This window comes from Altererythrobacter xiamenensis, from assembly GCF_900177715.1.
Classification (GTDB): domain Bacteria; phylum Pseudomonadota; class Alphaproteobacteria; order Sphingomonadales; family Sphingomonadaceae; genus Erythrobacter; species Erythrobacter xiamenensis.
Genome location: NZ_FXWG01000001.1, coordinates 310,584 through 336,891, shown reverse-complemented (window position 1 = coordinate 336,891; position 26,308 = coordinate 310,584). Strand labels below are relative to the sequence as shown.

Below are 26,308 nucleotides of genomic sequence, written 5' to 3'. Positions count from 1 at the left end.
CTACAGCTCGCGCAGGGCCTGTGCGGGTTTGGCCTTCAATAGCGGCAGCGATCCCGCCACCGCGAACACCACTACCAGTGCGAGACCAAGACCGAGAACGGCGAATATCTCGCCCCAATCGGGCAGCCAGTCGAACTCGAACAGCTGGGTTATCACGACCCAGGCGAGCGTCGATCCCAGTCCCAGCGCGACCACCGCGAGCAGCAGCGCGAGAACACCATATTCGGCGAGCTGCATCAGCAGGACCTGCCTGCGGCTGGCGCCAAGCACGCGCAGGACGACCGTGTCGTAAGTGCGGGAGGCGCGCGCCGCCGCGATAGCTCCCATCAGCACCGCAAGACCGGCAAGCACCGCGACCGAGGCCGCAGCCAGAGTCGCGAGGCCCACCTGTTCGAGGATGGTGCGCGCTTCGGTCAGGACCTGCCCCACCTCGATCACCGAGGTCGACGGAAATTCGCGGACCAGATCGCGCAGCAGTGCGCCGCTTGCGGCATCCTCTGGCAATTCGATTGTCGCCGCGAGATTGTGCGGTGCGCTTTCGAGCGCATTGGACGAGAAGACATAGACATAGTTGAAGCCCATGCTCTCCCAGTCGAGCTGGCGCAGGTTTGCCACCCGCGCAGTGCGCTCGACTCCCAGCACGCCCACGGTAATGTAGTCGCCAATCTCCAGATCGACCGCTTCGGCGAACTCGGCATCGAGCGAGACAAGCGGCTCTCCGTTGTAGTCTGCCGGCCACCATTCGCCTTCGGTCAGGACGTTTCCGTCGGGCAGGGTTTCCGAATAGGTCAGCCCGCGCTCACCGCGCAGCGCCCAGCCGCCCTCGGGAATTTCCTCGAGCTCGGACACGCGCTGCATATTGCTCTCCGGCCCGTATTCGAGGACGGCGCCGCGCAGCGCGGGGACGGTGCGAATGTCGGCTTCGGGCGAAGTCTGGCGCACCAGCGCTTCGAAATCGTCCACCCGGTCTCGCGGGATGTCGAGCACGAAGTAATCGGGAGCCTGCTGCGGCACGCGGCGGTCGATATTGCCGTCGATCGCGCTCTGTACGGCGGCGAGCAGGACGAAGCTCGCAAGGCCGAAGCCGAGTGCGGTTACGAGCGAGCCGGTCGGAGCGCCGGGGCGATGCAGATTGGCGAGCGCGCCGCGCAGCAGCGGGTTCGAGGCGCGTGGAGCCCGGCGGGCAAGGGCGCGGATGCCGAAACCGATGGCAGCCAGCAGCACGAGGGCAAAGGCGGCTCCACCAAGGAAACCCGCCGAGAGCAAGGGCTGGGCGGTGGTGAAGATTGCCAGCGCACAGATCGCAATTACGCCAGCTGCGGTCCAGACCAGTGCGCGGCGGTCGCGCGATAGCGGCGTGATGCGCGAACGCATCAGCGCCATGGCCGGGAAGCTGCGTGCCCTCAGCAATGGCGTAGCAGCAAAGGCGAAGGCCACTAGCAGACCATATGCCCCGGCGAGGATTAGCGGCGCAGGCTCGATCACGAAGCCGCCCTCGACCGGAAGCAGGCCCTGCAGTGCAGAACCGAGAACCGGCGTAACGAGAATGCCAACCGCGATTCCCGCAAGGCTGCCGATCAGCGCAGCGACGCCGATCTGCAGGGCATAGATCCTGAGGATGTCGCCGCTCGTCGCGCCAAGCACTTTGAGCGTCGCGATGCTGCCGCGCCGCGCCTCCAGATAGGACGTCACCCCGCCGCCAATACCGATGCCTGCAATCACCAGCGCGGCGAGCCCGACCAGTGTGAGGAAATCGCCCATTTGCTCCACGAAACGGTCGGCGCCGGGCGAGGCACGGTCGCGGGTGCGGAAATCAAAGCCTGCTTCGGGATAGCGTTCGGTCAGCGTGTCTTCGACATCAGAGGGGTCCCGGTTCTGGTCGAAGGCAACGCGATACTTGCTCTGGTACATCGAGCCCGGCGCGAGCAGCCCTGCGCGCTGCGGCACGTTTTCGGCCACGATGATCGTGGGGCCAAGCTGGAATCCTTCGGAGAGCCGATCCGGCTCGTTATCGATCACGCCCGCTGCGACCAGCTCCACCGTGCCGATGTTGAACGTCTCGCCCACAGCCAGATCGAGCCGGTCCATCGCGCCCTGCGCGACCCAGGCATCATTGCCGCTGGGTGCGCCCGTCTCGCGCCCGTCCGCCAGCGTCAGGATCCCGTAGAGCGGCCATTTGTCGTCGACGGCCTTCAGCTCGACCGGAGCGGCGGATTCTTCGGTCGTCGCCATCGCCTGCAGCCGGGTGCCGCCCGATATGGCGCCGTATTCGGAAAGCGCCGCCTGTTCTTCTGCATTCAGATCACGCTGCCAAACCTCGATCTCGAGGTCGCCGCCGAGCAGTTCCTGCCCGCGCGAAGCCAGTTCGCGCTCGATTGCCGAACTGAGCGTGCCGATCGCGGCAAGCGCTGCGGTGCCGAGAAAGATACAGACCAGCAACAGGCGCAGCCCCTTGAAGCGCGCGTTGAGGTCGCGCCGGGCTATGCGCCAGGCTTGCCCCCAGCCGAGACCGCTTGTCGGTTCGCTCATTGTGCGGCCGTCTCGGACTTGGTGTCCGACGCGATCACGCCGTCACCCATGGTGATGACGCGCTCGCAGCGTTCGGCCAATTCGGGATCATGGGTGATGATCAGGAGGGTTGCGCCGGTTTCCTTGCGACGAGCGAAAAGCATGTCGATGATCTCGTGTCCGGTCGCCGCGTCGAGATTGCCGGTCGGCTCGTCGGCGAAGATCAGCTGCGGACGCGGCGCCGTGGCACGCGCGATGGCGACGCGCTGTTGTTCGCCGCCCGAAAGCTGCGTCGGATAATGGTCGAGCCTGTGGCCGAGGCCGACGGCGCGCAGTTCTTCCTCGGCGCGGGCGCGAACATCGGATGCGCCGGAAAGCTCCATCGGCGTCGCGACGTTTTCCGCCGCGGTCATGGTCGGCAGGAGGTGAAACGCCTGCAGCACAATGCCGACGCGGCCACGGCGCGCTTCTGCCAGCGCATCCTCGTCGAGCGCGGTGAAATCCTGTCCTGCGACGGTCAGGCTGCCCGACGTCGCGCGTTCAAGACCCGAGAGCACGGCCATGAGCGAACTCTTGCCGGAACCGGACGGGCCGAGCAGCGCAACCACCTCGCCATCGGCGACATCGAGGTCGATACCACGCAGGATATCGACCGGCGCGGCGTCGCTACCAAGGGTAAGGGTGAGATTGCGGGCTGAAATTGCGAGAGGGGGGTTGGTCACGGGAATCCGATGGCATAGGGCTATGGCTTAGGCAAGATACGCGCGTAGGAGCCCGGTAGATGCACATCAGCACTTCGTCGAAACTATTAATTCCCGCGCTGGCGCTCGTGCTCGCGGCATGTGGAGCGGATGCGCCCGCTGACGCGCCCTCCGGGGCGGCGGAAAGCGGCGGCGACATTGTCGAGGCGACAATCCCGGTTTCGGGACCAGAGCGGCACATCGTCGCTTTCGGTAACAGCCTTTTCGCAGGCTATGGCGTGGACGAGGATGCATCCTATCCCTCGCGCTTGCAGGCGGCACTGCGGGCGAGAGGCGTGAACGCGGACGTTGCCAATGCCGGCGTATCGGGCGATACGACCGCGGCTGGTCTCCAGCGCTTCGAGTTCACGCTCGATGCGCAGGAGGAAAAGCCCGACCTGGTGATCGTCGAGCTCGGAGGAAACGATTTGCTCCGCGGGCTTTCTCCGCAGGAAACGCGCAGCAATCTCGACGCTATGCTCGCCGAATTGCAGGAGCGCGACATCCCCGCCCTGCTGATGGGCATGCGCGCACCGCCCAACTACGGGCCGGAGTTTCAGCGCGAGTTCGACCAGCTCTATGGCGACCTTGCGGAGAAATATGATGCGGCGCTCGTGCCCTTCTTCCTCGAATCGATCTATCAACGGCCGGAGCTGTTCCAGTCCGACCGGATCCATCCGACCGAAGAGGGGATCGAGGAACTGGTCGGCGCGACGGTCGAAACGGTCGTGGGTGCTCTGCCCGAAGATGACGCGCCGGACGAGCCCGCCGAGTAGCTAGAGTTTTTCGAGCGATCCGCCCGAAACGCGCCACACCGCGGCTTCCTCGGTGATTTCTTCAAAGGGTGCACGCTCGGTGCCGGTCAGCCAGACCTGCGCGCGGCCCTGCCTTAGCCTATCGAACAGGGCGCTACGCCGGACCGGATCGAGATGGGCTGCCACTTCGTCGAGCAGCAGCACGCTCGGACGGCCTGCCGCGGCGAGCGCGGAATGGGCGAGGATGATCGCGATCAGCATGGCCTTCTGCTCGCCGGTTGAACAACTCGCCGCCGGCTGGCCGCTGCCTGCCATGACGACCTCCAACTCGTCCCGGTGGGGACCGGTCAGCGCGCGTCCTGCCGCGCGGTCGCGTGGCCGTTGGCGGGCGAACTCCTCGCGCAGGGCGGGGCGCTCCAACGGTCCACCGGCGCGATAGGTCAGCAGCGGACGGGCAAATGGTTCGTCGGGGAGGGCGGTCAGCTCGTCCGATAGGGTCGTGACCAGCGCCGATCGGGTGACCGCCACCTGCTCGCCATGTTCGGCCGCCTGCGCCTCGATCGCATCGAGCCATGTGGTGTCGGCGCCTTTCTCCAGCAGCTTGTTGCGTTCGCGCAGCGCCGCTTCATAGCGCGAGACATTGCGCGCGTGGCCCGGCTCGATCGCGAGGGCCAGCCGGTCGATGAAGCGGCGGCGCGCGCCGGCGCTATCCATGAACAGGCCGTCCATCGAGGGGATCAGCCAGCTCATCGCCACCCATTCGCCGAGCGAGGCCGCGCTTGCCTCGGCCCCGTTGACGCGCACTTGGCGGCGGCCCGGGCGCTCTCCTTCGACGAAGGTGCCGATGCGCGCGCTCTCATGGCCCTGTTCCCTGAGGCTGGCTCCAATGGCGAAGCCTGCTCCGGCAGGCCCGACCATCTGGTCCAACGCTGCGCGCCGCAACCCACGTCCGGGGGCGAGTAGCGAAATGGCCTCAAGCACATTGGTCTTTCCCGCGCCGTTCTCACCGAAAAGGAGGTTGAAGCCACGAGTTTCGCGAAGCTCGCTACGCGCATGATTGCGGAAGTTTTCAAGGGCGATGCGGTCGAGAGCCATTGCAAGAAGCCCTAGCAAATCACCCGAGGCACGCCACGAATTCCGCAACCAAAATCCCCGATCCCAATATGTGGGAAATTTTACCAATCTTTCGCTTTGATTAACGCCGAGTTTCTGAATGCCTGTTCAGAGAACCGCGGAATTCTCCCGTTTTTCGAGTTTGGCACACCTCCTGCAGTGTCTGGGGTGTTCGAAAGGATGGGCCTTTCGGAGCAAATGTAAAAAGGAATACCCCCATGTTCTCAAGCAATGACAACAGCAGCCGCGCCTTCGCCGCTGTCTTCTCGCTCGCAATCTCCGCCTTCTTCATGGCGACTGCAATCGTTCCGGCCAGCCCCTCGCTGTTCGCCTGAACACGAAATACCAAACACCAGAAAGGACCAATTCAATGTTCACTCTTTCCGACACCGGCAACCGTTTCGCCGCTGCCGTAGCCGCTCTCGCGATCTCGGCGGTCTTCATGGCCACCGCCATCGTCCCTGCGACGCCGACAATGGGAATCCTGGCATGAACAACGTAGAACGCAGCAATGGCGGGCCGATCCGCGAAGAAGGTTTTCACCTCGACAAGCGCGACGGCAAGATCTTCGGCGTATGCGGCGGTATCGCCAACTACTTCGGCATCGATCCCATGATGGTTCGCATAGGCTTTGTTGCCGGCACGATCATCGGCTTCGGATCGCTGATCCTGATCTACCTCGCGATCGCCCTGATCGCTGACTGAAGGCGCGGCACCTGACAGCTGTTCCCGGTTTATGGGGCAGCCGCGCCCCCCAGTCTCGCAAGGGGACCTTCAAGAGACACTATCTGACAAACCGGGAGGGGCCTTTTCGGCCCCTCTTTCGTTGCTAGTTGCGACGACCCATCTTCACATCGCCGAAATACCGCCATCGAGCTTCAGCTCCGCACCGGTCATGAAGCGGCTCTCGTCGCTGGCGAGATAAAGCACCGCATTGGCGATATCGTCGGGCTCACCGACGAACTTGAGCGGGATCTGCCGCGCCAGCTTTTCCAGCAGCACATCTTTGTCGAGCGAATGCGCGCGCGCCGTCCCGTCGAGGATCGGTGTGTCGACAAAGGTCGGATGCACCGAGTTGCAACGGATCTGCATGTTGTTCTTCGCACAATGCAGCGCAATCGACTTCGACAGCATCCACACCGCCGCCTTGGACGAGTTGTAGGCGGGCATGGTGTCGCTGGCGATCAGACCGGCAATCGAGGAGATGTTGATGATAGATCCCGGCGCATGCTCACGCATCAGCGGCAGCGCCTTCTGGCAGCCGTGGAAAATCGAATCGACATTGATCGAGAAGCAACGCTGCCAGTCGGCGAAGTCACAGGTCTCGATATTGCCCGGCACCCCGATCCCGGCATTGTTGACCAGCACGTTGAGGCCGCCCATCCGCTCCTTCGCAGCGGCAACAGCAGCTTCCCACGCGGCTGGATCGGTCACGTCATGCTGGATCGAGAAGGCGGTGCCGTTGCCAAGCGTTTCGTTGATGAGTGCGGCGGTTTCCTCGGCCCCTTCACCGTTGATGTCGGTGCACAGGACCTTGGCGCCTTCCTCTGCGAGGCGGCGACAATGCGCGCGGCCCAGTCCCTGCGCTGCGCCTGTAACCAGCGCCAGCTTGCCTTCTACGCGTCCTTTTCTCTCGCCGCCCATTTCAATCCTTCCCAATAAATCCCGCCGCCATCAGCATGGCTATGCGTACGTCGACTGCATGGCCGCTCTCGCGCCAGTCTGCAACAAAAGCGGGCAGGTCTGCCAGCTTGACCCGGTGTACCGTTATGTCTTCACTTTCCGTGCCGCCGCCCGGACCGACCTTTGTCAGTCCGTGCGCGCGTAGCAGCGAAAAGCTTTCCGAGACCATACCGGGCGAGGAATAGAACTCGCCCAGGTTCTCCATGCGCTCTGCACGGTAGCCGGTCTCTTCCTCCAGCTCGCGGATCGCGGCGGTGGTGGCGTCCTCGTCCTCGAGCCCTTCGTGGTCGCCGATCAGGCCAGCGGGGATTTCGAGGCAGATCCGGCTCAGCGGCACGCGGTATTGCTCGACCAGCAGGACGTGCCCGTCATCGATCGCGATGATGGCGGCGGCGCGGATACCCCGCGCGCGCCCGGCATATTCCCAGCGTCCGCGGCGCTTGGCGGTGATGAACTTGCCTTGCCAGACGATTTCTTCGGGCTTGTCAGCGTCGGGATCTGTCATGCGGCGAAGCGTTAGACTTCGATAAGCCTGTCGGGAAGCTCATTCTCGTCATGATCTCCGCGCGGAAAGTGCTCGGCCAGAACGGCACCTACGTCGCGCACGCCGGCGGCCATGCCCTCGGCGACGCAGCCTTTCCTGATCTCGGCAAGCATGTCGGCCATCGCCTCGCCCCAGACTTCGGCCGGAACCTTGGCCGCAATCGGCTCGTCGGCCACGATTTCTGCGCGGTGTTCGCGCATCGATAGGTAAATCAGAACGCCGGTGCGGCCATGCGTGCGCCGCTCGGCACCGACCTTGAAATGCTTCACTGCCGCATCATGGACGCGAGACAGCTTCACCGGGCCGGGGATCAGTAGGAACTTGAGCGGTTGCCACAGCTGCACCGCCCATGCCGCTACGAAAGCGATCAGGCCAAGCGCGATAGTCATCCCCGCAAGCTCGCCGGTGGTCCATTCGTGCATCCAGCCGCCGATCAGGCGATCCCACAGATCCATGAATGGCTTGGGCAGGATCGCGAACAGGCTCATTGCGGTGAACGATACCGCCACCGCCCAGACCAGCGCGACGTCGCTATACCCATCGCTGCGATCTGCCAGTACGGTGACGATCTCTCCCGAAGTCGTCTGCTCTGCCGCGCCGACGGCATCCGAGACGATCTTGTGCTCATCAGGTGTCAGATAGCGTCCCATTACCAACCCCCGGAGGCGCCGCCGCCCCCGAAACTGCCACCACCGCCGGAAAAGCCTCCGCCGCCGCCGAAGCCACCGCCGAAACCACCCGATCCACCGCCGCCCCAGTCATCGCCGCCGCTCATCGCACCGCGCGCAATGGCCGAGCCGACCTCCCACAGGATGATGTCGCCAACCATGCTGCCGGTGCCGAAGCGCCTGCGCCTTCCGCGCCCGCGCATCATCGGCAGGATGAAGAAAAAGAAGATGATGGCAATCCAGATGAGGAAGCCGAAACCGCCGCCGCCGTCGCTCTGGCGGCGCTCGCTTGCCTGCTGAGCGACCTGCCGCGCCTGGTCTTCGGGCAGGACGAGTTGCTGGACGATCGCGTCCGTTCCTGCCGCGATTCCGCCGGGGAAGTCACCCTCGCGGAAACGCGGGAGGATGGCGTTCTGGATGATGATCGAGGACAGGGCATCGGTCATGATGCCTTCGAGCCCGTAACCGACCTCGATCCGCACGTTGCGATCATTCGGCGCGACAAGCAGCAGCGCCCCGTCATTGCGCTCGGCATCCCCGATCCCCCACTCGCGGCCCAGCTGATAGCCGTAGTCGGCGATGTCATAGCCCTGGAGATCAGGAATGGTCGCGACGACCAGCTGACGTTCCGACTGCGTTTCGAGCGCCTCCAGCTTTTGCGTCAGCGCAGCTTCCTCTTCGGGCGAGAGGAGGTCGGCATTGTCGACCACACGCCCGGTCAGCTCGGGAAATTGCGGCTGCGCGGCCAGCGGAGACGCGATGAGCGCCCCCGCTGCAGCGAGGATCAGGAGGAGGCGGCGCAACATGGCGCTCAGTTCGACGTCATGTCAATTTCAGGAGCGACTTCGGCCCCCTCGGTCGCAGCCTCATAAGGCACCAGCGGTTCCGCGCCGTGGATGATGTTCGCACCGATCGTATCGGGGAAGGTGCGGATCGTGGTGTTATACTGGCGCACCGCCTCATTATAATCGCGGATGGCGACGGCAATGCGGTTTTCCGTCCCTTCGAGCTGGCTTTGCAGCGCGAGATAGTTCTGGTTGGACTGGATCTGCGGATAGGCTTCGAAGCTGGCGAGCAGGCGCCCGATGCCCTGTCCCAACTGGCCCTGTGCCGCAGCGAACTCCTGCATCTTCGCCGGATCGTCCAGATCGGCGGCATCGACGTTGATGCTGGTGGCACGGGCACGCGCCTCGGTCACTTCGGTCAGGATCGAACGCTCGTTCTCTGCCGCGCCCTGCGCCACTTCGACGAGGTTGGGAATGAGGTTGGCGCGACGCTGAAACTGCGCCTCGACATCTGCCCATTTGGCCTTGGCGTTTTCTTCGGCGCGCGGAACCGAGTTAATCCCGCAGGCTGCAAGGGCAAGTGAAGCAACCGCCGCAAACGCGAGGCGGCCGAAAGTGGAAACGTTCATCGATATCTCCCCAGGAGGCGGGCGGGGGGCGCCCGCAGGTCTGTATTACATAGTTAGCACACCCTTGTGGAGATTCAAGGATTCGCCGCGTCCGAACAGGCCTCACTTCGCTACCTGATTTTACAATTCGGGCCCCTTGGCAAACGCGACCACTTTTGCAAAACCCTTTGCAACTTCAACGGGTCGATATTGGAGGGTGGAATGCTTTCGGAATTCAAGGAGTTTATTGCAAAGGGCAATGTGATGGAGCTGGCGGTTGCGGTGATAATCGCCGGTGCCTTTGCCGTAATCGTCGCATCGATGACTTCGGATATCATCATGCCGATCGTGGGCATGATCTTCGGCGATGTCGATTTCAGCGACAAGTACCTGGTACTGAGCACCGATAGCGATGTGACGGGCATGAGCCTCGAGGCTGCGCGCGAAGCGGGCGCCAATGTCCTCGCCTGGGGTGCATTCGTCACCTCGATCATCAACTTCCTGATCCTGGCGTTCATCATCTTCCTGCTGGTCCGCTATACCAACAAGGTGAAGGCACGTTTCGAGAAGCCTGCGGAGGAGGAAGCACCTGCCGGTCCGACCGAGATCGAGCTGCTGACGGAAATTCGTGACGCGCTGAAGGGTGGGGCTCCCGGTGCGCCGCAAAACGGCCCGATGGGCTGAACGCCGGCACCTGAACTACTATAAAACACATACACTTCACATTAAGCGGGCGGGGCCTATATAGGTCCTGCCCGTTTTTGCGGGCTATGGCGATAAATTGCGCTGTGCAATAGGCACAACGGACCCGGGGGCAGTACCCGGCGGCTCCACCATAAGGCCCTGATCTCAGGGCATTCTGACGGGGCCGAACCAGGATCGACGTGTGTTGAAAGACTTCGTTTTCGCCCGGGCTGAGTAACCCGTAAAACTGTTCACAACACACAAGTGCCAATGACAATGAAGCACTCGCTCTTGCTGCGTAATCTGACGGCCTAACGGCCTGATCTTACAAAGCTAAAGCGCGGTTGGACCCACCGGGCAACAGAAGCGGATTCCGGGGCTCCGGGGGTAGCTAGCAACAGAAACCCCCACCTTCACGATAGCTCGACAGAAGTGACATCGCCGATGCGCGACGGTCCTGCCCCCGCAAACGAAAACGCGGGTAGCTAGCAACAGAAACCCCCACCTTCTTTTTCAGACGATCGAAGCCATCACGATCACCCGAGGTTCGTGAGCGTAGATGGCTGCGCGTAACCCCGCGGTAAGGTTACCGGACAAGCCGCCATTAGGAGTGAAGCGCAAGGCATTCTTACGGGGAAACCGTTATTAACACGGTCACAAACGTTAAACCCTTTCAGGCCAGCCAATCATGTCCAGAATCACGATCGCATTCCTGTTCATCACCATCGCGCTGATCATAGTCTCGGTGCTTTTGGATGTGCCATTCCTGCGCGGCGGCAGCGGCATGATCTTTGTCGCGGCGCTGGTCTATTCCTACATCGTCGCCAAGCGAGAGATTGAACTGCTTTCCTACGCCGTGAAAAACGCGGACGGGCAGGAGGGCTGACAGGGCCGAACGAAAGGGCTCAGTCGGCCCTTTCGGTTTCCTCACGCACTTTGGCGTCCTGCTCGTAACGGATCGCATCGAGGATTTTCGCTCCGCCGAGGAAAACCGCGCCCGCGGTGGCTGCAAAAAGAAGGTAGCCGCCCCATCCCGGATATTCGAGCGTGTAGTGCGCTCCGCGGGTCATCGCGCCAAGGGCCAGGGCGTAGATGATCAGATACGCTTCGAAGCGCGTCTTGATCACGAACAGCCGGCCAATCTTGCGAAGCATTCTCTTCCTTCCGTTAAGACCTTTCACAGCAAGCACCATGCCAATGGCGGTTTACTGCGGAAGGCGCTGGTTAACGCAGAGCCAATTGTAAATCAGCCCGACAAAGTGTCCAGTGCGTTAACCCAGTTCGGGCAGGTTCAGTGCCGCCAGAAGTGATGCCCGTGCCGATTTGACACTGTTCGAAAGTGCTTCGGAACCAAGGTCTTGCGGATCGATCTGCTCGGGCCAGTTCTGCGCGATGACCTGCTCGAGAGTATCGGCTTTTTCTTCGCTCAGCGTGAAGCGGGGATCGACTGTCGCCGGATCGGCGACGACGCGCAGGCGCAGGCAGGCCGGACCGCCGCCGTTGGCCATAGACTGGCGAACGTCGACCGGCACGACCTCGCGGATCGGGCCGTTGGTGGCGAGCATGCTTTCGAGCCAGCTCCAAACAGGCGCGCTTTCGCGGCATTCCTCCGGCACGACCAGCGCCATGCCGCCTTCGGGACGGGTCACGAGCTGCGCATTGAAGAGATAGGTTTTGATCGCTTCGGCAAGGCTCACCGCGCTGTCGGGCACTTCGACCACCTGCAGCGCGGGGAAGGCCTTGCGCATGGCGTCATAGGCGCCCTGCCGATCGGCAAAGGCAAGCTCGTGCGCGAACACCACATCTTCATTGGCGACGGCGACCACGTCATTGTGAAACGCGCCCGCCTCGATCGCGACCGGGTTCTGCTCGATGAAGACCGCGCGCTCGGGATCGAGCCCGTGGAGGCGTGCGACCGCGCGGCTGGCCTGTTCGTGCTGGCGAGCGGGAAATTTTCCGCCCGGCCTGCCATAAACGAAAACTTCGACGCCCTGTTCGCTGTGACCGGCGCAAAGCCGCATGTGATTGGCTGCGCCTTCGTCGCCGAACGTCGGAGGCACGGCATCGTGCACCACGAAGTGATCGCGATTGCCGAATGCCACATCGAGCATGCGCTTGGTATCGGGCCACTCCTGCGCGCGGTGCAGCATGGTGACGAGGTTGGCGGGCGTCAGGTGACACTTGCCATCGGCGGTATCGGGGGCGGGGCTGACGGTCGCGGCATTGGCTGTCCACATCGAGCTGGCCGACCATGCCGCGGCGAGCAGTGCGGGATTATCGGCAGCGCCAGGGCCAAGCCGATCGAGCAATGCATCGTTCGGCCGTGGCAACGGCAGCAGGAAACCCTGCGCGCCGAACCTTTCGAGATTACCGCGCATCTTGGCAACGCCCTGCAAGGCGGCGGCACGGGGGTAGGACGGATCACCCTTGTGACTCGCGCTCGCGATATTTCCGAGGCTCAGCCCTGCGTAATTGTGGCTCGGACCGACGATCCCGTCGAAATTGATTTCCTTGAGGCTCACCGCGTCACGCTCCACACGCTGTCGCCGACCTTCACGTCTAGAACGTCGGCCGCCTGCGAATCGATCGAGATCGTGCCATCCTCATTGACGGTCCTTGCGCCATAGCAGGCGCGGAAGGTGCTGAGACGACCGGTGGCGATGATCGCGCGCTCGCCCTCTGCGTTATCGACGCTGGAGATTTTGCGCTGGTCGGCGCTCTTCACGCTGACGATATCGTCGGTGCGGGCGATCATGGTCGGGCCGCCGTCGAAAATGTCGACATAGTTCTCGTAGTGAAAACCTTCGTTCTCGAGCATGCGCATTGCCGCGCGCCCTGTGGGATGGGGCACGCCGATCACGCTGCGCGCATCGTCGTCGAGCATCGCGACATAGACCGGATGCTTGGGCATCAGGTCGGCGATGAACTGGTTGCCGTTGATCGCATTGAAATAGTCCGCGTCCTGGAAGCTCATCCCGAAGAAGCGCCCCGCGACCCCGTCCCAGAAGGGCGAGCCGCCGCGCTCGTCGATGATACCGCGCAGTTCCGCGATCGTGCGGTCGGCAAAGCGTGCTCGGTGCATAGCGATGAAGAGATAGCGGCTGCGCGCGAGCAGCAGGCCAAGCCCGCCAGCCCGTTCGTTGGGATGGAGGAACAGCCCGCCGACTTCGCTCGATCCTTCGAGGTCGGTGACGAGGCTCAGCAGTTCGGCGCGCACGGTCCGGTCGAGCTCGTTCGAATACTGCGTCAGCGTGTTGAGGCGATAGGAATAGAACGGCCAGTGCTGGCCGACATTGGTCATCAGCTGGCAGGTGCCGCGGATTGCGCCGGTTTCCGCGTTTTCGAGCACCAGCACGAATTGTTCGTCGGCCAGTTCCTCACCTTCATTGGCGAAAGCATCGCTCGCGCGGCCGAGCTTCGCGCCGAGCGCCGCGCGATCGGGCGGCAGATTGGTGAAGCCGCCGCCGGTCAGCTTGGCCATCTCGTAAAGCGGTTCGAGGTCGTCGGCGCGGGCCGCGCGCAGGCGGAATGTCAAAGCAGGTTCTCCGAGGATAGCTTGTGAAGGACGAGGGCGGAAAGCGCCGCGCGTTCCTTCAGCGATGATACGATCATGAATTCTTGCGGGCTATGGATGGCGCCGCCGCGCACGCCCATCGTGTCGACCACGGGGATGCCGCAAGCCGCGATATTGTTGCCGTCGCACACGCCGCCGGTCGATTTCCAGCCGATCTCCTGGCCGAGCGTCGCGCCGCAATCGCGCACGAGATCGAACAGTCGCTGCGCCTTGCGGTCGACCGGCTTGGGCGGACGGGTGATGCCGCCGTGGCGATGGATCGACACTTCGTGGCCCTGCTGGACGTCACCGATCAGCCGCGCGAGGCCGGCCTCGAATGCATCGGCCGCATCAGGGCTCTTGGGCCTGATGTTGAAGCGCAGCACGGCGTGATCGGGTACGACATTGTTGGCGGAGCCGCCCTCGATCTTGGCCGGATTGACCGGACATTCCTCGTTCTGAAGCTCTTTCAGCCCCATGGTCAGCGCCGCTGCGGCGACAATCGCATTGCGACCGTCCTGCGGATTGCGCCCGGCATGGGCGGATTGTCCGGTGATGGTGAGCGAGTAATTGCCGCTTCCGCCGCGCGCATGGGCGAGCGTCCCATCGGGCAGCGCAGAAGGTTCATAGGTCAGCGCGGCATATTTGCCCCTGGCCAGCTGGTCGATCAGCGGGGCGGACGAAAGCGAGCCCGTTTCCTCGTCCGCATTGATCATCACGTCATAGCCGATGCGGCTGGCGTGCTCGCTTTGCTCGAACGCGCGCAGGGCGTGGAGGATTACCGCTATGCCGCCCTTCATGTCCGCAAGGCCGGGACCGTTCAGCGTTTCGTCGTCGAGCCACTCCTGCTCCTGAAACGGGTGATCTTTCGGGAAAACCGTGTCCATATGGCCGGTGAAAAGCAGTCGCCGCTCGGCATCGGGGCGCACGCGCAAGACCATGTGCTGGCCGAATTTCTGTTCGACTTCCTTGCCCTCCGGCGAGATGGCGGTGACCGGGGCGGGGTCGATCAGTTCGATCTCGCCCGGCAGGGTGGAGAATGCGTCGGCGAGCATGCCCGCCATTTTGCTCAGCCCTTCGAGATTGGCAGTGCCGGTGTTGACCGCGCTCCAGCTTCGCGCGTCGGCGAGCATTGCGTCCTGGTCGATCGCTTCGATCAGTTTGTCGTGTTCAGTCTGAGGTATCATGTGAAACCGCCTTAGCGGTGGCAGAGGCCAAGGCCAAGGCGCGCCTTGCATCGCTGGGGAAGGGTGGTTGCAATTGGCGAGAGGCTTGGCCATATCCGGCGCGTTCCTCCCCGGATAGAATTGACAATTCATTCGCTTGCGTGCTGGCCCGATGGGCGCGTGCGTGAGCCCAATGTGCGAGGAAAATGTGAGCGATACTGTCAACCGTTCCGGTCTTACCGTCGATGCCCGTCTGGCCGATCTTGTCGAAACGCAGGTCCTGACGCCTCTGGGACGCGACGTATCCGCGTTCTGGGACGGTTTTGCAGCCCTTCTCGCCGATTATGCCCCGCGCAATCGTGCTCTGCTGGCGAAGCGGGACGAGCTTCAGGCACAGATCGACGCATGGCACACACAGCGACGCGGCAAGCCGATCGACCAGAGCGAATATCAGGCTTTCCTGCGCGAGATCGGCTATCTGGTGCCTGAGCCTGCCGACTTCACCATCGGCACAGAGAACGTCGATTCCGAAATCGCGACGATGGCGGGGCCGCAACTCGTTGTGCCGATCCTCAATGCGCGCTTCCTGCTCAATGCCGCCAATGCGCGCTGGGGCAGCCTCTACGATGCATTCTACGGCACCGATGCGGTCGATGCACCGCCGGCGAAACCGGGCGGCTATGACAAGGACCGCGGCGATGCCGTTATAGCGCGGGCACGGACCTTCCTCGATGAAACCGTGCCCCTGGCGAGTGGCAGCTGGTCGGATCTTAGCGGCAAGGATGCCGTGAAGCTGAAGGACGAGAGCCAGTATATCGGCGAAACCGAGAAGGGCTTGCTGTTCAAAAACAATGGGCTGCACATCGAAGTTGTGTTCGATCCTGAAAGCCCGATCGGCCGTGACGACAAGGCGGGTATCGCCGATGTCATCTGCGAAGCGGCGCTGACGACTATCTGCGACTGCGAGGATTCGGTCGCGGCGGTCGATGCCGAGGACAAACATCTCGCCTACACCAACTGGCTTGGCCTGATCCGCGGCGATCTGGAAGAGAGTTTCGAGAAGGGCGGCAAGACGCTCACCCGCAAGCTGGCCGGGAACAAGACCTACACGGATGGCGAAGGGCAGTCACACAGTCTGCCCGGACGCAGCCTGCTTTTTGTACGCAATGTCGGTCACTTGATGACCAATCCTGCCATTCTGCTCGAAGATAGGTCCGAGATTCCGGAAGGGATCATGGACGCGGTCTTCACCAGCGCGATCGGCGCGCTCGATGTCGAAGGTCATGCCAAATACGGCAACTCCGGGCACGGCAGCATCTACATCGTGAAGCCCAAGATGCATGGGCCGGAAGAATGCGCCTTCACCAATGATCTGTTCGATGCCGTCGAGGACCTGCTCGGCCTGCCGCGCAACACGATCAAGGTCGGTGTGATGGACGAGGAACGCCGCACCAGCGCGAACCTCGGCGCCTGTATCGAAGCGGTGAAGGATCGCGTGGTGTTCATCAACACCGGCTTCCTCGACCGCACTGGCGACGAGATCCATACCTCGATGCAGGCGGGACCGATGGTCCGCAAGGGCGAGATGAAAAGCTCTGCCTGGCTGCAGGCCTACGAGAAGCGTAATGTCGCGATAGGCCTCAAGCATGGGCTCGCGGGTAGAGCGCAGATCGGCAAGGGGATGTGGGCCGCGCCCGACCTCATGGGCCAGATGATGATCGAGAAGATCGGGCACCTGAAAGCGGGCGCGAACACCGCCTGGGTGCCGTCACCCACTGCCGCGACGCTCCACGCGCTGCATTACCATGAATGCGATGTGTTTCACGAGCAGAAGGGACTTGGCGAGATTCCGCCGCTCGACGATCTGCTCACGATCCCGCTGGCTCAGGGCACGAACTGGTCGGAAGACGAATTGCGTGAAGAGCTCGACAACAATGCGCAGGGGCTACTCGGCTATGTTGTGCGCTGGATCGACCAGGGCGTCGGCTGCTCCAAGGTGCCGGACATCAACGATGTCGGGCTGATGGAAGACCGCGCGACGCTGCGTATCTCCTCGCAGCATATGGCCAACTGGCTGCTGCACGGCGTTGTTACTGAAGATCAGGTGATGGACAGCCTGCGCCGCATGGCGGCGAAGGTCGATGCGCAGAATGCTGGCGATCCCTTCTACGAGCCGCTTGTCGGCAATGAGGATCACCCGGCCTTCCAGGCAGCGAAGGATCTCGTGTTCAAGGGTGTCGAGCAGCCTTCGGGCTATACCGAACCGCTGCTGCATCACTGGAGGCAGGTGAAGAAGGCGGGCTGAAACCGGTCAGCCTGCGCTGATCGCCTGAAGCCTCGAAATGAAGAGCGGATTATTGATCCCGGGTTTGGGTTTGGGTTTGGGTTCGGGTTTCGGTTCGGGCTGGGGCTCGGGCCTGACCTGGATTTCGGGTTCGGACTGTAACTCCGGAAGCTTCTGCGGCTCAGGCTCTGGTGCGGGTTCGAATTGCGTTTGTGCCGGCGGCTCACTCTGAGGCTCCGGCTTTTTCGCAAGACCCTTGCCGAGCAAGCTGCCGCGCTTGCGGCCCATCTGGATATTGCCGCGATTGGCGACGGGCACGGTTTCCGTAACCTGCTCGCCAGCGATCTCGACGAGCTTGTCTTCGCTTAGCGAGCGCTCGAACTCGATCCCGCAGGCACCATCTTTCGACCAGATCACGGTGCAGTAGATTTCCTCGCCGCCCATGATCAGCCAGCCCGACACGCCTTCGCGCGGCGGCGTATCCGTTTCGAGCTTGGCGCCATTGTCCGAAATATTGGCCATGCGGCATTCGCGATTGCCGCTGATGGTTCGCAGGGTCACCGGGATGTCGATCGTGAAACGTGCCGAGCGGCGACGCTCTTGCTGGGCTGCTTGGCGGCGCGCTTCGAGAAAGCTCATCGGGACCTCGTTCCTGTTGGTTATCAGCTACCTGTGGCGCCCGATCCTGCCGATTTGATTTGGATGTAGAGTTAGCTGAAATTAACCAAGTGCCCGCGCCACCGAAACGAACTCTTCCACCGAGAGTGTTTCGGCGCGCCGCTGCGGATCTATCCCAAGCGAATCAAGCGCTTCGAGCGCGCCGGGCAGCGACTTGAGGCTCTGGCGCAGCATCTTGCGGCGCTGTCCGAAGGCGGCTTCGGTAACGCGCTCGAGGGTGCGCGCCGATACCCCATTCGGCATGGCCGTGGGCGTGACGTGGACGATGGCGCTCATCACCTTGGGCGGCGGGGTGAAGGCGCTGCGATGCACCTTCATCGCGAGCTTGGCGCGCGCGCGCCACTGCGCCAGGACGGCAAGCCGCCCATAGGCTGAACCGCCATGCGAAGCTACGATCCGCTGCGCGACTTCCTGCTGAAACATCAGCGTCAGCGAGGTCCAGAGCGGAGGCCATTCTTCTCCGCCGAGCCAACGGGTGAACAGCGCCGTGCCGACATTATAAGGCAGGTTGGATAGCACCGCGAAGGGTTCGCCGCCCATGATCTCGGCGTGATCCATTTTGAGTGCATCACCCTGGATAACCTTGAGCTGGCCGGGAAAAGCCTCACCCAGTTCTTCGAGCGCCGGAAGGCAGCGCGTGTCCATCTCGATCGCGGTGACGCGGGCACCGGCGCGCAGCAAGGCGCGAGTGAGGCCGCCGGGGCCGGGGCCGACCTCCAGCACCGCTTTGCCTGACAGATCGCCGGGGATCGCGGCGATGCGATCCAGCAATTGCTCGTCGAAAAGGAAGTTCTGGCCCAGCGCCTTCGATGCACTCAGCCCGTGGCGCGCGATCACTTCGCGAAGGGGCGGCAGGTCAGCCATTGCTGCTGTTCATGGCGCGGCGTGCGGCACATTCGCCCGCCATGCGGATCGCGGCGATCATGGCGCCCGGATCGGCGAGGCCCTTTCCCGCAATGTCGAATGCCGTGCCGTGATCGGGTGAAGTTCGCACGATCGGCAGGCCGAGCGTCACATTGACGCCCTCGTCGAACTCCAGCGCCTTCAAGGGGATCAGCGCCTGATCGTGATACATGCAGAGAGCCGCGTGATAATTGGCGCGAGCGCGCGGCGTGAACAGCGCGTCTGCGGGATGAGGACCGGTCGCGTCGGTATCCTCGCTGCGCAACTGCGCGATGGCAGGTTCGATGATCCGCTCTTCCTCGTCGCCGAACTTTCCTCCTTCACCCGCATGCGGATTAAGCCCCGCAAGCGCGAGGCGCGGACGCACGATCCCGAAATCGCTTGCCAATGCCCGCGCCACGATGCGCGCCTTGTGGACGATCAGGTCGGTGCTGAGCAGACCGGGCACTTCGGCGAGCGCACAATGAACGGTGAGCGGTACCGTGCGCAGGCTGGGCCCTGCCAGCATCATCACGGCATCGCGCGCTGGCATCGCGCAGGTATGAGCGAGATATTCGGTCTGGCCGGGATGGACGAAGCCGACCTTCGCCAGCTGTGACTTCGCAATCGGCGCGGTGACGAGCGCGCTTGCGATTCCATCGCGCGCTAGCCGCGTTCCCTCTTCGAGCGAGGCAAGCGCCAGTTGTGCACCCGCCTCGTCGCAATGTCCGGGCCGATATTCGCTGTCGCCGCCGCTCAAAACGGGGAGCCCTTGGACAAACGCGCTATGCGCTTCTCCGAGATCGCCTATCGGGACGATAGGGCAGTCGACCCCGCGCTTTTCGGCAGCGCTCGACAGAACCTTCGCGCCGCCGACAACGGCAAACGGTGCCAGCGTGTGTTTATCGCGCCGCGCCCAGGCTTCGACGATCAGTTCGGGCCCGATACCCGCTGGATCGCCGAGCGAGACCGCGAGCGGCCGGGCATGGGGCTGCGCGCTCAATTGTACTCGATATAGGCGTCGTTGCGCAGGTCGCGCAGGTAGCGCTGTGCGCGCTTGTTGACCCGCTCATCCTCGAGCTGAGCCATCAGCGTCTCGAAATCCGGACCACCTTCTGCCTGCGGATCGTCACGGCCGCACAGCATCAGGACGCGAACACCCTCCTCGATCGAACCGAAGGGCGGAGTGCTCTGCCCGACCTGCAGGTTGAGTACGAGCGGCTGGAGCTGTTCGGGCAGCGAGCGAGCGCGGATCTGGTCGTTGGTGACGACATCCGCTCCGAGCTGGGCGGCCACCGCATCGGCGTCACCGCAGCCGCGCATGCTGCGAACGCCCTGGGTGAAGCTCTCGACACGGGCGCCCGCTTCCGCTTCCGAGATGCCAGCGGGAAAGTTCAGCGAAATCTGCTTGAGGCTGAGGATCGCATCGCGCGGATCGGCCATCAGGATCTGGCGTTTGTCGATCAGGTAGAGGATCGTGAAGCCGCCCGGAATCTCCAGCGGACCTACGAGCTGTCCGGCTTGCATCTCGCGAATGGCGGTACTCATTTCCGCCGGCAGCTGGGCCAGACGCAGGAAGCCCGTGTCACCGCCGACAGCGGCGGTCGATGCTTCCGAATACTGCCGCGCATAGGCGACGAAACTGCCGCCCTGACGCAGCTGTTCGACGATCTGCTGAGCATTGCGCATCACGGTTTCGCGATTTTCAGGCGTTGCCGACAGGAAGATTTCGCCGAGTCGATATTCGTCCGTGCCGCGCGATGCCTCGAGCCGCTTGAGCAGTTCGTTGACCTCTTCCTCCGAAACATTGACGAAGGGCGCGATATTGCGGCGCAGGAGGCGCTGCCATGCAAGCTCCCCCTGAATCTGTCGCTTGAGCGAGGCTGGTGAGGAGCCGATACTGTTGAGGTACTCGTCCATCGCTTCGGTATTCTGGCCGAAGTTCTGAGCTGCCACGCGGGCGTAGGTTTCGTCCACATCCGCTTGAGTAATATTCACTTCCTGCGATTGCGCTGCCTGTATCTGCAGCGTCTCATCGATCAGGTTGCGCAATACCTGCATGCGCAGCCGCTGGAGCTCTTCGCCAGCGATCTCGTTCTGCGAAGCCGCTGTGACGAGCGCCACGCGGTGATCGACGTCGGTACCCGTGATCACGGTTCCGTTGACGATCGCGGTCGCGGTGCGAATGTTGGGATCGTCTTCGCCCAGGATAGTGATGTTCTGCGGAATGCCGAGCGGATCTTCGATCGCCGCAGACGCCTGCGCCGAAACGGTGGCCGGCATCATGGCTGCAGCCAGCACCGTGGCAGGAACGAACAGTTTCGAAAGCATCTTCAAAGTCACACGATTATTCCGTTTGCAGCGCGGTCCTTGCGCCGGGATTGCCGAGTGAACTGGCTGGATCCGGCTTAACGCAAGCTGAGTTTCGGAGCGCCGGATAGCGCGTTTAAACGCCGCTGCCAACGCCCGGTGATCAGCGGAATCCCAGATTTCTCAGAGCGAAGAACAACTGGAAGGTATCGCCGCGCTCGGCATCGCCCGCAGTCACATAGTCGCGGCGCCATGTGAGGCCGAACTCGAGGCAGTCGTCCTGATAGGCAATGCCCAGCCGCGTACGGATCGGTTCGAACCCGTCGGAACCGAAGGTCGGGTCTTCATTCCGGTCGGTAAGATTGAAGACCCCAGAGCCGAAGACGGACCAGTAATCTGCGAAAGCGACACGCACGGCGGCCCGCAATTCCTCGCGGTCCTGTAAGTCCTCCAGCGTATCGATATCTCGATTGAGCCGCAGATAGCCGATTTCCGCATAGGTCCGCTCATTGCCGAGCGTCGCATCGAACTCGTTGCGGCGAATGGCGAGATTGTCCTTGTCGAGCCGGAAGCGGTGGGTGAGCTTCACCTGGTCGCGGAAACGCACTTCGGTCCTGCCGACGACGTCCGAAACGCGCTCTGAAAGCCCGGTGCCATCGGGCAGGATCACCGGATCGCGGTCAAAGCGATAGGATTGTCCGACCGTGGTCTTCACGCGCCAGCCGGGTCGCAACAGCTCCCAGTCGAGGCCGTAGGTCAACCGCACGCCGTCTTCGACGCGGTCGTAACCGGGGAAGCGATTGAGCGCGAACAGGTTCGAATCTTCCAGGTCGATCGCGCGCGCATCTTCGTTGGGAATCGCGAGATTTTTGATCGGAGGAGTGGCGACCAGTTGCAGCCGCGGTTTCAACACCTGTGTGCCGCCGAAGGCTTCGCCGACGAACGGCCACTCGACGTCGATCGCTCCCAGCGCCACGCCGCGTGTTTCCCAGCCCGGATTGCCGCGATAGATCGCGGTCGAAGTGAGAGAGTTCCCATCGGAGTGATAGAGATCGCCGCGCACCAGACTGGTTAGCGTGACGACCTGTCCCATGCCCGTCAGGCGTTTCAGATCCCATTGTGCCCCGACGAAGGCGCGTTGTGTGTCCTGCCCATCCTTGCGCACCAGGCTGAGCGAATTGGCCTGCAACTGGATCTTTCCACCCAGAACCGGATCGTCGAGCCGCAGGCGGTAATCGATCGCGGGCAATGCGACCGGCACCTCGCCCTGCGGCGCGCCTAGCCGCAAGGTCTGTGTCGCCCAACCGGCCAGCGAGAAATAGCTGTTGTCGTCGATCCGCTCGAGATCGAAGGTCGAGCGCAAGCGGTCATCCCGGCTGATGTCATAGCGGCGCAGGAAAGTGCGGTCGCTCGCCAGTCGCACCGAACCGGTGAAGCTCCATTCGGGCGTGAACTGGAATCGACCGTTGGCAAAGAGGTATCCGCGCGCATCGGCTTCGCTGGTCGGAACGCCGGTAAAGTCGGAGATGCGCCGGCTGTGGGTTGCATAGCCGGTGATCTGATAGGCTCCGCGAGATGTAAGGTGGCGCCATTCCGCCGACACCATCGGATTGGCCTCGGTATAGAGATAGGTGCCGAGCGTCAGGTCCTTGTTGTCGTCGATGCGCCAGTAATATTCGCCCGACACTTCGACGCCGTTGCTTTCGGAAACCCGCAAATCGGGGACGAGGAAGCCGGAAACAGCCGCGCCGTCTGTCCTCACGGCCAGACCGGGCAGCGGCAGGATGCGCGCGCCGAACAGTTCCAGCACTGCGCCGTTGAAGCTGATCCGGTCGTTCTCCGGATCGTAAGTCACGCGGTCCGCGGTAATTCGCCAGCTCGGGTTCTTGGGGCAGCCGTCCGCCCCGACCACCGCACAGGCGCTATAGGCCGCATCGGCAAGGATGACCGTGCCGTCCTCCCCGCGTTCGCCAGAGCGGGCCGCGAGCCGCCCCCCGGCGCGCAGGGCGACCAGCAAGTCGTCCATCGCACCTGCTTCGAACTCGTCGGTCAGCTCGACACTTTCGGTATAAAGCTGGTTGCCCGCCTCATCGACGAAGCGGACGTTGCCGTTCGCCATGATGACGCCGCTGCGGCGATCCCAGGTAACCTGGTCGGCACGGACCGAGCGATCGTCGCTCCGCAAGACGACGTCGCCGCTTGCGGTGACCACGTCGTTCTCGTTGTCGTAGGAAAGCGTGCGCGCTTCGAAATCGATCTGGCGGCTCGGCTGGTCCTGAGCCGTCTCAAGCGTATCCTGCGGCTCAATTTCCGGAATTTGCTGCGCCTCGGCCTCGGGCTGGCGGGCGGTATCCTGCGCCACGGCAAACGGCGCGATGCACAGCGACCCACCCAGCACAAGCGCTGTTACAGCGGAACGGGACAAGCGGCCGGGCATTGCTTGCAGGCAGGGCTGCGAGATCGGGGACATGGCTTGCCTATCGCACCGCTCGCGCCTAATCGCAATCGCCATTCCAGCGTGTGGGCCGTCATCATCGGCAAACCGCCCGCGAGACACCCAGATAGATGAATTCCGGAGTTCCCATGCAGATCCAGTTCAGCGACGCCATTCCTTCCGACACGCGCATCACTGCGCATATCGTGAGCGAGGGAGGGCTTCCTGACGGGCTCGACGCCACGACAAGGGAAGGGGCCAGGGCGGCACGCTTCAAGGGCGGTGCAGGCCAACTGTTCGAAACCTTCGTCGCGAAGGGCGGGAACGTTATGCGCATCGCGCTGGCTGGTGCCGGCGACCCGAAGGCGAGCGACGATGTTCGCGCTGCGGGACTCGAGAAAGCGGGCGCGGCTCTGGGTGCGAAATACATGACCTCCGGCGAAAAATCGCTGGTTGTCGATTTCTCCGACAGCGGGCTCGATTCCGACGAGATGGCGGCCGTGCTGCTCGGCCTGCGGCTGCGCTGCTGGCGCCACGATGCCTATCGCACCAAGCTGAAGGACGATCAGAAGATCTCGCTTGAAACGGTTACCGTAGTCGGAAACCCCAAGGTTCTCGAAGAGACCTGGGCGGATACGTCAGCGGTCGCGGAAGGTGTCGAGTTCACTCGCGAGCTGGTCGCGGAGCCTGCCAACAAGATCTATCCGGTCAGCTTCGTCCACCGTTGTCAGGAGCGCTTCTCCGGCACCGGCGCAGAGCTCATCATTCTCGACGAACCACAGATGGAAGAGCTTGGCATGGGCGCGCTGCTCGGCGTCGGGCAGGGCAGCGAGCAACCTTCGCGCCTGCTCGCGATCCGGTGGCGCGGCGGCAAGGATGGCGATGCTCCGATCGCCTTCGTCGGCAAGGGAGTGACCTTCGACACCGGCGGTATTTCGCTGAAGCCCGGCGCGGGCATGTGGGACATGAAATGGGACATGGGCGGCGGCGGCGCCGTTGCAGGCGCCATGCTCGCGCTCGTCAAGCGCAAGGCCAAGGCCAACATCGTCGGCGTGATCGGCCTTGTCGAGAATATGCCCGATGGCAAGGCGCAGCGCCCCGGTGACGTGGTTACCACCATGTCGGGCCAGACGGTTGAAGTGCTCAACACCGATGCCGAGGGGCGACTGGTGCTGGGCGATGCGCTCACCTGGACCCAGCGCGAGTTCAAGCCCTCGCGGATCGTCGATCTTGCGACCCTGACCGGCGCGATGCTGATCGCTCTTGGTCACGAGCACGGCGGCATGTTCTCGAATGACGACATGCTTGCCGATGACCTCCTGAAAGCGGGTAAGAATGTCGGCGACAAGCTGTGGCGCATGCCGCTCGGCCCGGAATACGACAAGCTGATCGACGGGCCGATTTCGGACATGAAGAACATCGGACCGCGCGAAGCCGGTTCGATCACCGCCGCACAATTCCTCAAGCGATTTATCGAGAACGACACGCCTTGGGCGCACCTCGACATCGCCGGCATGGTCTGGTCGGACAAGCCGGGCCGGACCTGGGGCAAGGGCGCGACAGGTTACGGCGTGCGTCTGCTCGACCGCTTCGTGCGCAACACGCTCGGGGCGTAGGTTCTCTCCGTCCCCAAGCAGCGAAGCGGTAGGACGAGAATCATGTCCTCAAGCAGCGAAGCGGTAGGACGATAACAATGCCACGGATGCGCAAGAAGGCGGATCTGCCCAGCAAAACTTGTGCGCAATGCGGCTTGCCTTTCACCTGGCGCAAGAAGTGGGAGCGTGACTGGGACAGTGTGAAATACTGTTCCGAGCGTTGCCGGAGGGAAAGCAAGTCCGCTAGGCCCAAACCATGAAGATCGATTTCTGGCAACTGAGCCGCGATCCGGCGGAGAAGGTGGTGGCGCTCATCGCCCAGCGCGTGCTCGACGCCGGCGACCGCCTGCTGGTCGTCAGCGCCGATGAAGAACAGCGCGGGTCGATTTCGCGGGCATTGTGGAAGGCCGGGCCCGAGAGCTTCCTCGCCAATGGCGAAGCCGGCGCCAAAGGCGCGGCCAGCCAGCCGATCCTGCTCTCCAGTGAAACCGAAGCGGCGAATGGCGCGAGCCATGTGATCTATGCCGACGGCACTTTTCGCGATGCCGCAGGTTTCGATCGCGCATTCCTGCTGTTCGATGACAACACGGTCCAAGCGGCTCGGGATGTCTGGCGCGCGCTCGACGGGAAAGATGACCTCGAACGCGCGTTCTTTCGCCAGGACGGCGGCAAATGGGTCAAGGTCGCCTGATCGATCGCGGCCTACGCTATTCGCCGTGTGGCGCGAACAGTAACAGGGAGCCAATTATCATGCGCAGATCGATTGCAATCCTCACCGCGGCTCTTTGCCTGTCCGCCTGCAACTCCGAGACCAGCGAGACCGCCGAAGCCGAGGATCTCGATACGTCGAGCTACACGATCGACGAGAAAAGCGGCGAGACCACGGCCACCATCACCACCGAAGATGGAGTTGCCACAATGCGCTCGGGCGAAAGCGTACCGGTCGATTTGCCTGAGGGCTTCTCCCTTTTCCCGGGCGCGCAGGTGAACAACAACACCACCTTCTCGCTCGACGATTCACGCGGTGCCATGATCATGTTCCAGAGCGATGCAGAACCTCAGGCCATCGCCGATTTCTACCGCAAGCAGGCGGAGGCGGCCCGCATCGAGATCGAGGTCGAATTGTCGATCAATGGCGGCAAGACGCTCGGCGGAGAGAGTGAAAGCGGGCGAACCTTTACCCTCAACGCCAGCCGCGAAGGAGAGACGACCAGCGCACAGCTGATGGTGGGCGAGAAGCTGGGACGCTAGCCACCCGGCGCGAGGGACTTGCCCAAAGCCCCCAGCAGCGCTAGGGGCGCGCGCAATTCCCAATACT

Annotated in this window: 28 protein-coding genes and 1 other RNA gene; 12 read left to right on the top strand and 17 right to left on the bottom strand. The window is 63.0% G+C overall.

Annotated features, from left to right (window positions below; genetic code table 11):
• Window positions 1-2,529 (bottom strand): ABC transporter permease, encoded by a 2,529-nt coding sequence (locus CCE89_RS01735; RefSeq protein WP_086436311.1) that lies wholly within the window; start codon window positions 2,527-2,529, stop codon window positions 1-3.
• Window positions 2,526-3,230 carry an ABC transporter ATP-binding protein gene (locus CCE89_RS01730; protein WP_086436310.1) on the bottom strand — a complete coding sequence of 235 codons (705 nt, stop codon included), beginning with the start codon at window positions 3,228-3,230 and terminating at the stop codon, window positions 2,526-2,528. The genes CCE89_RS01735 and CCE89_RS01730 overlap by 4 nt, the downstream gene beginning before the upstream one ends.
• A gap of 59 nt (window positions 3,231-3,289) precedes the next feature.
• Between CCE89_RS01730 and CCE89_RS01725 the strand changes: the two genes are divergently transcribed.
• Complete coding sequence (locus CCE89_RS01725) at window positions 3,290-4,024, top strand: arylesterase (RefSeq protein WP_086436309.1); 735 nt, start codon at window positions 3,290-3,292, stop codon at window positions 4,022-4,024.
• Here CCE89_RS01725 and recF read toward each other — a convergent pair whose 3' ends face one another.
• Entirely contained in the window at window positions 4,025-5,098 is a 1,074-nt protein-coding gene (recF, locus tag CCE89_RS01720; protein ID WP_086436308.1) for a DNA replication/repair protein RecF, read from the bottom strand.
• Between the two features lie 236 nt (window positions 5,099-5,334).
• Here recF and CCE89_RS15320 point away from each other — a divergent pair, with 236 nt between their 5' ends.
• Genes CCE89_RS15320 through CCE89_RS01715 form a run of 3 tightly spaced genes read left to right on the top strand, consistent with a single transcriptional unit; the run spans window position 5,335 to window position 5,821 of the window.
• Window positions 5,335-5,451 (top strand): enoyl-CoA hydratase, encoded by a 117-nt coding sequence (locus tag CCE89_RS15320; RefSeq protein WP_200810273.1) that lies wholly within the window; start codon window positions 5,335-5,337, stop codon window positions 5,449-5,451.
• A gap of 35 nt (window positions 5,452-5,486) precedes the next feature.
• Entirely contained in the window at window positions 5,487-5,609 is a 123-nt protein-coding gene (locus CCE89_RS15315; RefSeq protein WP_200810272.1) for a recombination protein F, read from the top strand.
• On the top strand, window positions 5,606-5,821 hold the full coding sequence (locus CCE89_RS01715) for a PspC domain-containing protein (protein WP_086436307.1): 216 nt from the start codon (window positions 5,606-5,608) through the stop codon (window positions 5,819-5,821). Before CCE89_RS15315 ends, CCE89_RS01715 begins: the two co-directional genes overlap by 4 nt.
• Before the next feature lie 144 nt (window positions 5,822-5,965).
• On the opposite strand, the gene CCE89_RS01710 is transcribed toward CCE89_RS01715, so the two are convergent.
• The 5 genes from CCE89_RS01710 to CCE89_RS01690 are packed head-to-tail and all read right to left on the bottom strand — an operon-like array spanning window position 5,966 to window position 9,425.
• The gene (locus CCE89_RS01710; RefSeq protein WP_086436306.1) at window positions 5,966-6,760 is read right to left on the bottom strand and encodes an SDR family oxidoreductase; all 795 of its coding nucleotides are present in this window, start codon (window positions 6,758-6,760) and stop codon (window positions 5,966-5,968) included.
• A 1-nt stretch (window position 6,761) separates the two neighbouring features.
• Window positions 6,762-7,304 carry an NUDIX hydrolase gene (locus CCE89_RS01705; protein ID WP_086436305.1) on the bottom strand — a complete coding sequence of 181 codons (543 nt, stop codon included), beginning with the start codon at window positions 7,302-7,304 and terminating at the stop codon, window positions 6,762-6,764.
• 11 nt (window positions 7,305-7,315) lie between these two features.
• Window positions 7,316-7,993 (bottom strand): TPM domain-containing protein, encoded by a 678-nt coding sequence (locus tag CCE89_RS01700; RefSeq protein ID WP_086436304.1) that lies wholly within the window; start codon window positions 7,991-7,993, stop codon window positions 7,316-7,318.
• Window positions 7,993-8,817, bottom strand: a complete 825-nt coding sequence (locus CCE89_RS01695) for a TPM domain-containing protein (RefSeq protein ID WP_086436303.1) — start codon at window positions 8,815-8,817, stop codon at window positions 7,993-7,995. The genes CCE89_RS01700 and CCE89_RS01695 overlap by 1 nt, the downstream gene beginning before the upstream one ends.
• Before the next feature lie 5 nt (window positions 8,818-8,822).
• A complete protein-coding gene (locus tag CCE89_RS01690; protein ID WP_086436302.1) occupies window positions 8,823-9,425 on the bottom strand; it encodes a LemA family protein in 603 nt (200 codons plus the stop codon).
• Window positions 9,426-9,626: 201 nt separating this feature from the next.
• Between CCE89_RS01690 and mscL the strand changes: the two genes are divergently transcribed.
• The 3 genes from mscL (at window position 9,627) to CCE89_RS01675 (ending at window position 10,974) form a co-directional block, all read left to right on the top strand.
• A complete protein-coding gene (gene mscL / locus CCE89_RS01685; protein ID WP_086436301.1) occupies window positions 9,627-10,088 on the top strand; it encodes a large conductance mechanosensitive channel protein MscL in 462 nt (153 codons plus the stop codon).
• Window positions 10,089-10,119: 31 nt separating this feature from the next.
• Window positions 10,120-10,463: a transfer-messenger RNA gene (gene ssrA / locus CCE89_RS01680) on the top strand.
• A 313-nt stretch (window positions 10,464-10,776) separates the two neighbouring features.
• Complete coding sequence (locus tag CCE89_RS01675; RefSeq protein WP_086436300.1) at window positions 10,777-10,974, top strand: hypothetical protein; 198 nt, start codon at window positions 10,777-10,779, stop codon at window positions 10,972-10,974.
• A gap of 19 nt (window positions 10,975-10,993) precedes the next feature.
• Here the strand turns inward: CCE89_RS01675 and CCE89_RS01670 are convergent, their stop codons facing one another.
• From CCE89_RS01670 to CCE89_RS01655, 4 genes are all read right to left on the bottom strand, one after another.
• Window positions 10,994-11,242, bottom strand: coding sequence for a hypothetical protein (locus CCE89_RS01670; RefSeq protein ID WP_086436299.1), 249 nt, complete (start codon window positions 11,240-11,242; stop codon window positions 10,994-10,996).
• 117 nt (window positions 11,243-11,359) lie between these two features.
• Window positions 11,360-12,610 (bottom strand): N-succinylarginine dihydrolase, encoded by a 1,251-nt coding sequence (locus CCE89_RS01665; RefSeq protein WP_086436944.1) that lies wholly within the window; start codon window positions 12,608-12,610, stop codon window positions 11,360-11,362.
• On the bottom strand, window positions 12,607-13,623 hold the full coding sequence (locus CCE89_RS01660; protein ID WP_086436298.1) for an arginine N-succinyltransferase: 1,017 nt from the start codon (window positions 13,621-13,623) through the stop codon (window positions 12,607-12,609). Before CCE89_RS01660 ends, CCE89_RS01665 begins: the two co-directional genes overlap by 4 nt.
• Window positions 13,620-14,828, bottom strand: a complete 1,209-nt coding sequence (locus CCE89_RS01655) for a hydrolase (protein ID WP_086436297.1) — start codon at window positions 14,826-14,828, stop codon at window positions 13,620-13,622. The genes CCE89_RS01660 and CCE89_RS01655 overlap by 4 nt, the downstream gene beginning before the upstream one ends.
• 187 nt (window positions 14,829-15,015) lie before the next feature.
• Here CCE89_RS01655 and CCE89_RS01650 point away from each other — a divergent pair, with 187 nt between their 5' ends.
• On the top strand, window positions 15,016-17,112 hold the full coding sequence (locus CCE89_RS01650) for a malate synthase G (RefSeq protein WP_086436943.1): 2,097 nt from the start codon (window positions 15,016-15,018) through the stop codon (window positions 17,110-17,112).
• Window positions 17,113-17,118: 6 nt separating this feature from the next.
• Here the strand turns inward: CCE89_RS01650 and CCE89_RS01645 are convergent, their stop codons facing one another.
• The 5 genes from CCE89_RS01645 to CCE89_RS01625 form a co-directional block, all read right to left on the bottom strand.
• On the bottom strand, window positions 17,119-17,730 hold the full coding sequence (locus CCE89_RS01645) for a PilZ domain-containing protein (RefSeq protein WP_086436296.1): 612 nt from the start codon (window positions 17,728-17,730) through the stop codon (window positions 17,119-17,121).
• A gap of 81 nt (window positions 17,731-17,811) precedes the next feature.
• Window positions 17,812-18,633 carry a 16S rRNA (adenine(1518)-N(6)/adenine(1519)-N(6))-dimethyltransferase RsmA gene (rsmA, locus tag CCE89_RS01640; protein ID WP_086436295.1) on the bottom strand — a complete coding sequence of 274 codons (822 nt, stop codon included), beginning with the start codon at window positions 18,631-18,633 and terminating at the stop codon, window positions 17,812-17,814.
• Window positions 18,626-19,654, bottom strand: a complete 1,029-nt coding sequence (gene pdxA, locus CCE89_RS01635) for a 4-hydroxythreonine-4-phosphate dehydrogenase PdxA (RefSeq protein ID WP_086436294.1) — start codon at window positions 19,652-19,654, stop codon at window positions 18,626-18,628. Before pdxA ends, rsmA begins: the two co-directional genes overlap by 8 nt.
• Complete coding sequence (locus CCE89_RS01630; protein WP_086436942.1) at window positions 19,651-20,982, bottom strand: peptidylprolyl isomerase; 1,332 nt, start codon at window positions 20,980-20,982, stop codon at window positions 19,651-19,653. The genes pdxA and CCE89_RS01630 overlap by 4 nt, the downstream gene beginning before the upstream one ends.
• Before the next feature lie 142 nt (window positions 20,983-21,124).
• Window positions 21,125-23,431 carry an LPS-assembly protein LptD gene (locus tag CCE89_RS01625; protein WP_086436293.1) on the bottom strand — a complete coding sequence of 769 codons (2,307 nt, stop codon included), beginning with the start codon at window positions 23,429-23,431 and terminating at the stop codon, window positions 21,125-21,127.
• Between the two features lie 113 nt (window positions 23,432-23,544).
• Between CCE89_RS01625 and CCE89_RS01620 the strand changes: the two genes are divergently transcribed.
• The 4 genes from CCE89_RS01620 (at window position 23,545) to CCE89_RS01605 (ending at window position 26,241) form a co-directional block, all read left to right on the top strand.
• Window positions 23,545-25,011 (top strand): leucyl aminopeptidase, encoded by a 1,467-nt coding sequence (locus CCE89_RS01620; RefSeq protein WP_086436292.1) that lies wholly within the window; start codon window positions 23,545-23,547, stop codon window positions 25,009-25,011.
• A gap of 77 nt (window positions 25,012-25,088) precedes the next feature.
• The gene (locus tag CCE89_RS01615; RefSeq protein WP_086436291.1) at window positions 25,089-25,250 is read left to right on the top strand and encodes a DUF2256 domain-containing protein; all 162 of its coding nucleotides are present in this window, start codon (window positions 25,089-25,091) and stop codon (window positions 25,248-25,250) included.
• Entirely contained in the window at window positions 25,247-25,681 is a 435-nt protein-coding gene (locus CCE89_RS01610; protein ID WP_086436290.1) for a DNA polymerase III subunit chi, read from the top strand. The genes CCE89_RS01615 and CCE89_RS01610 overlap by 4 nt, the downstream gene beginning before the upstream one ends.
• Before the next feature lie 59 nt (window positions 25,682-25,740).
• Window positions 25,741-26,241 carry a hypothetical protein gene (locus CCE89_RS01605; RefSeq protein ID WP_086436289.1) on the top strand — a complete coding sequence of 167 codons (501 nt, stop codon included), beginning with the start codon at window positions 25,741-25,743 and terminating at the stop codon, window positions 26,239-26,241.
• Window positions 26,242-26,308: the final 67 nt, after the last annotated feature.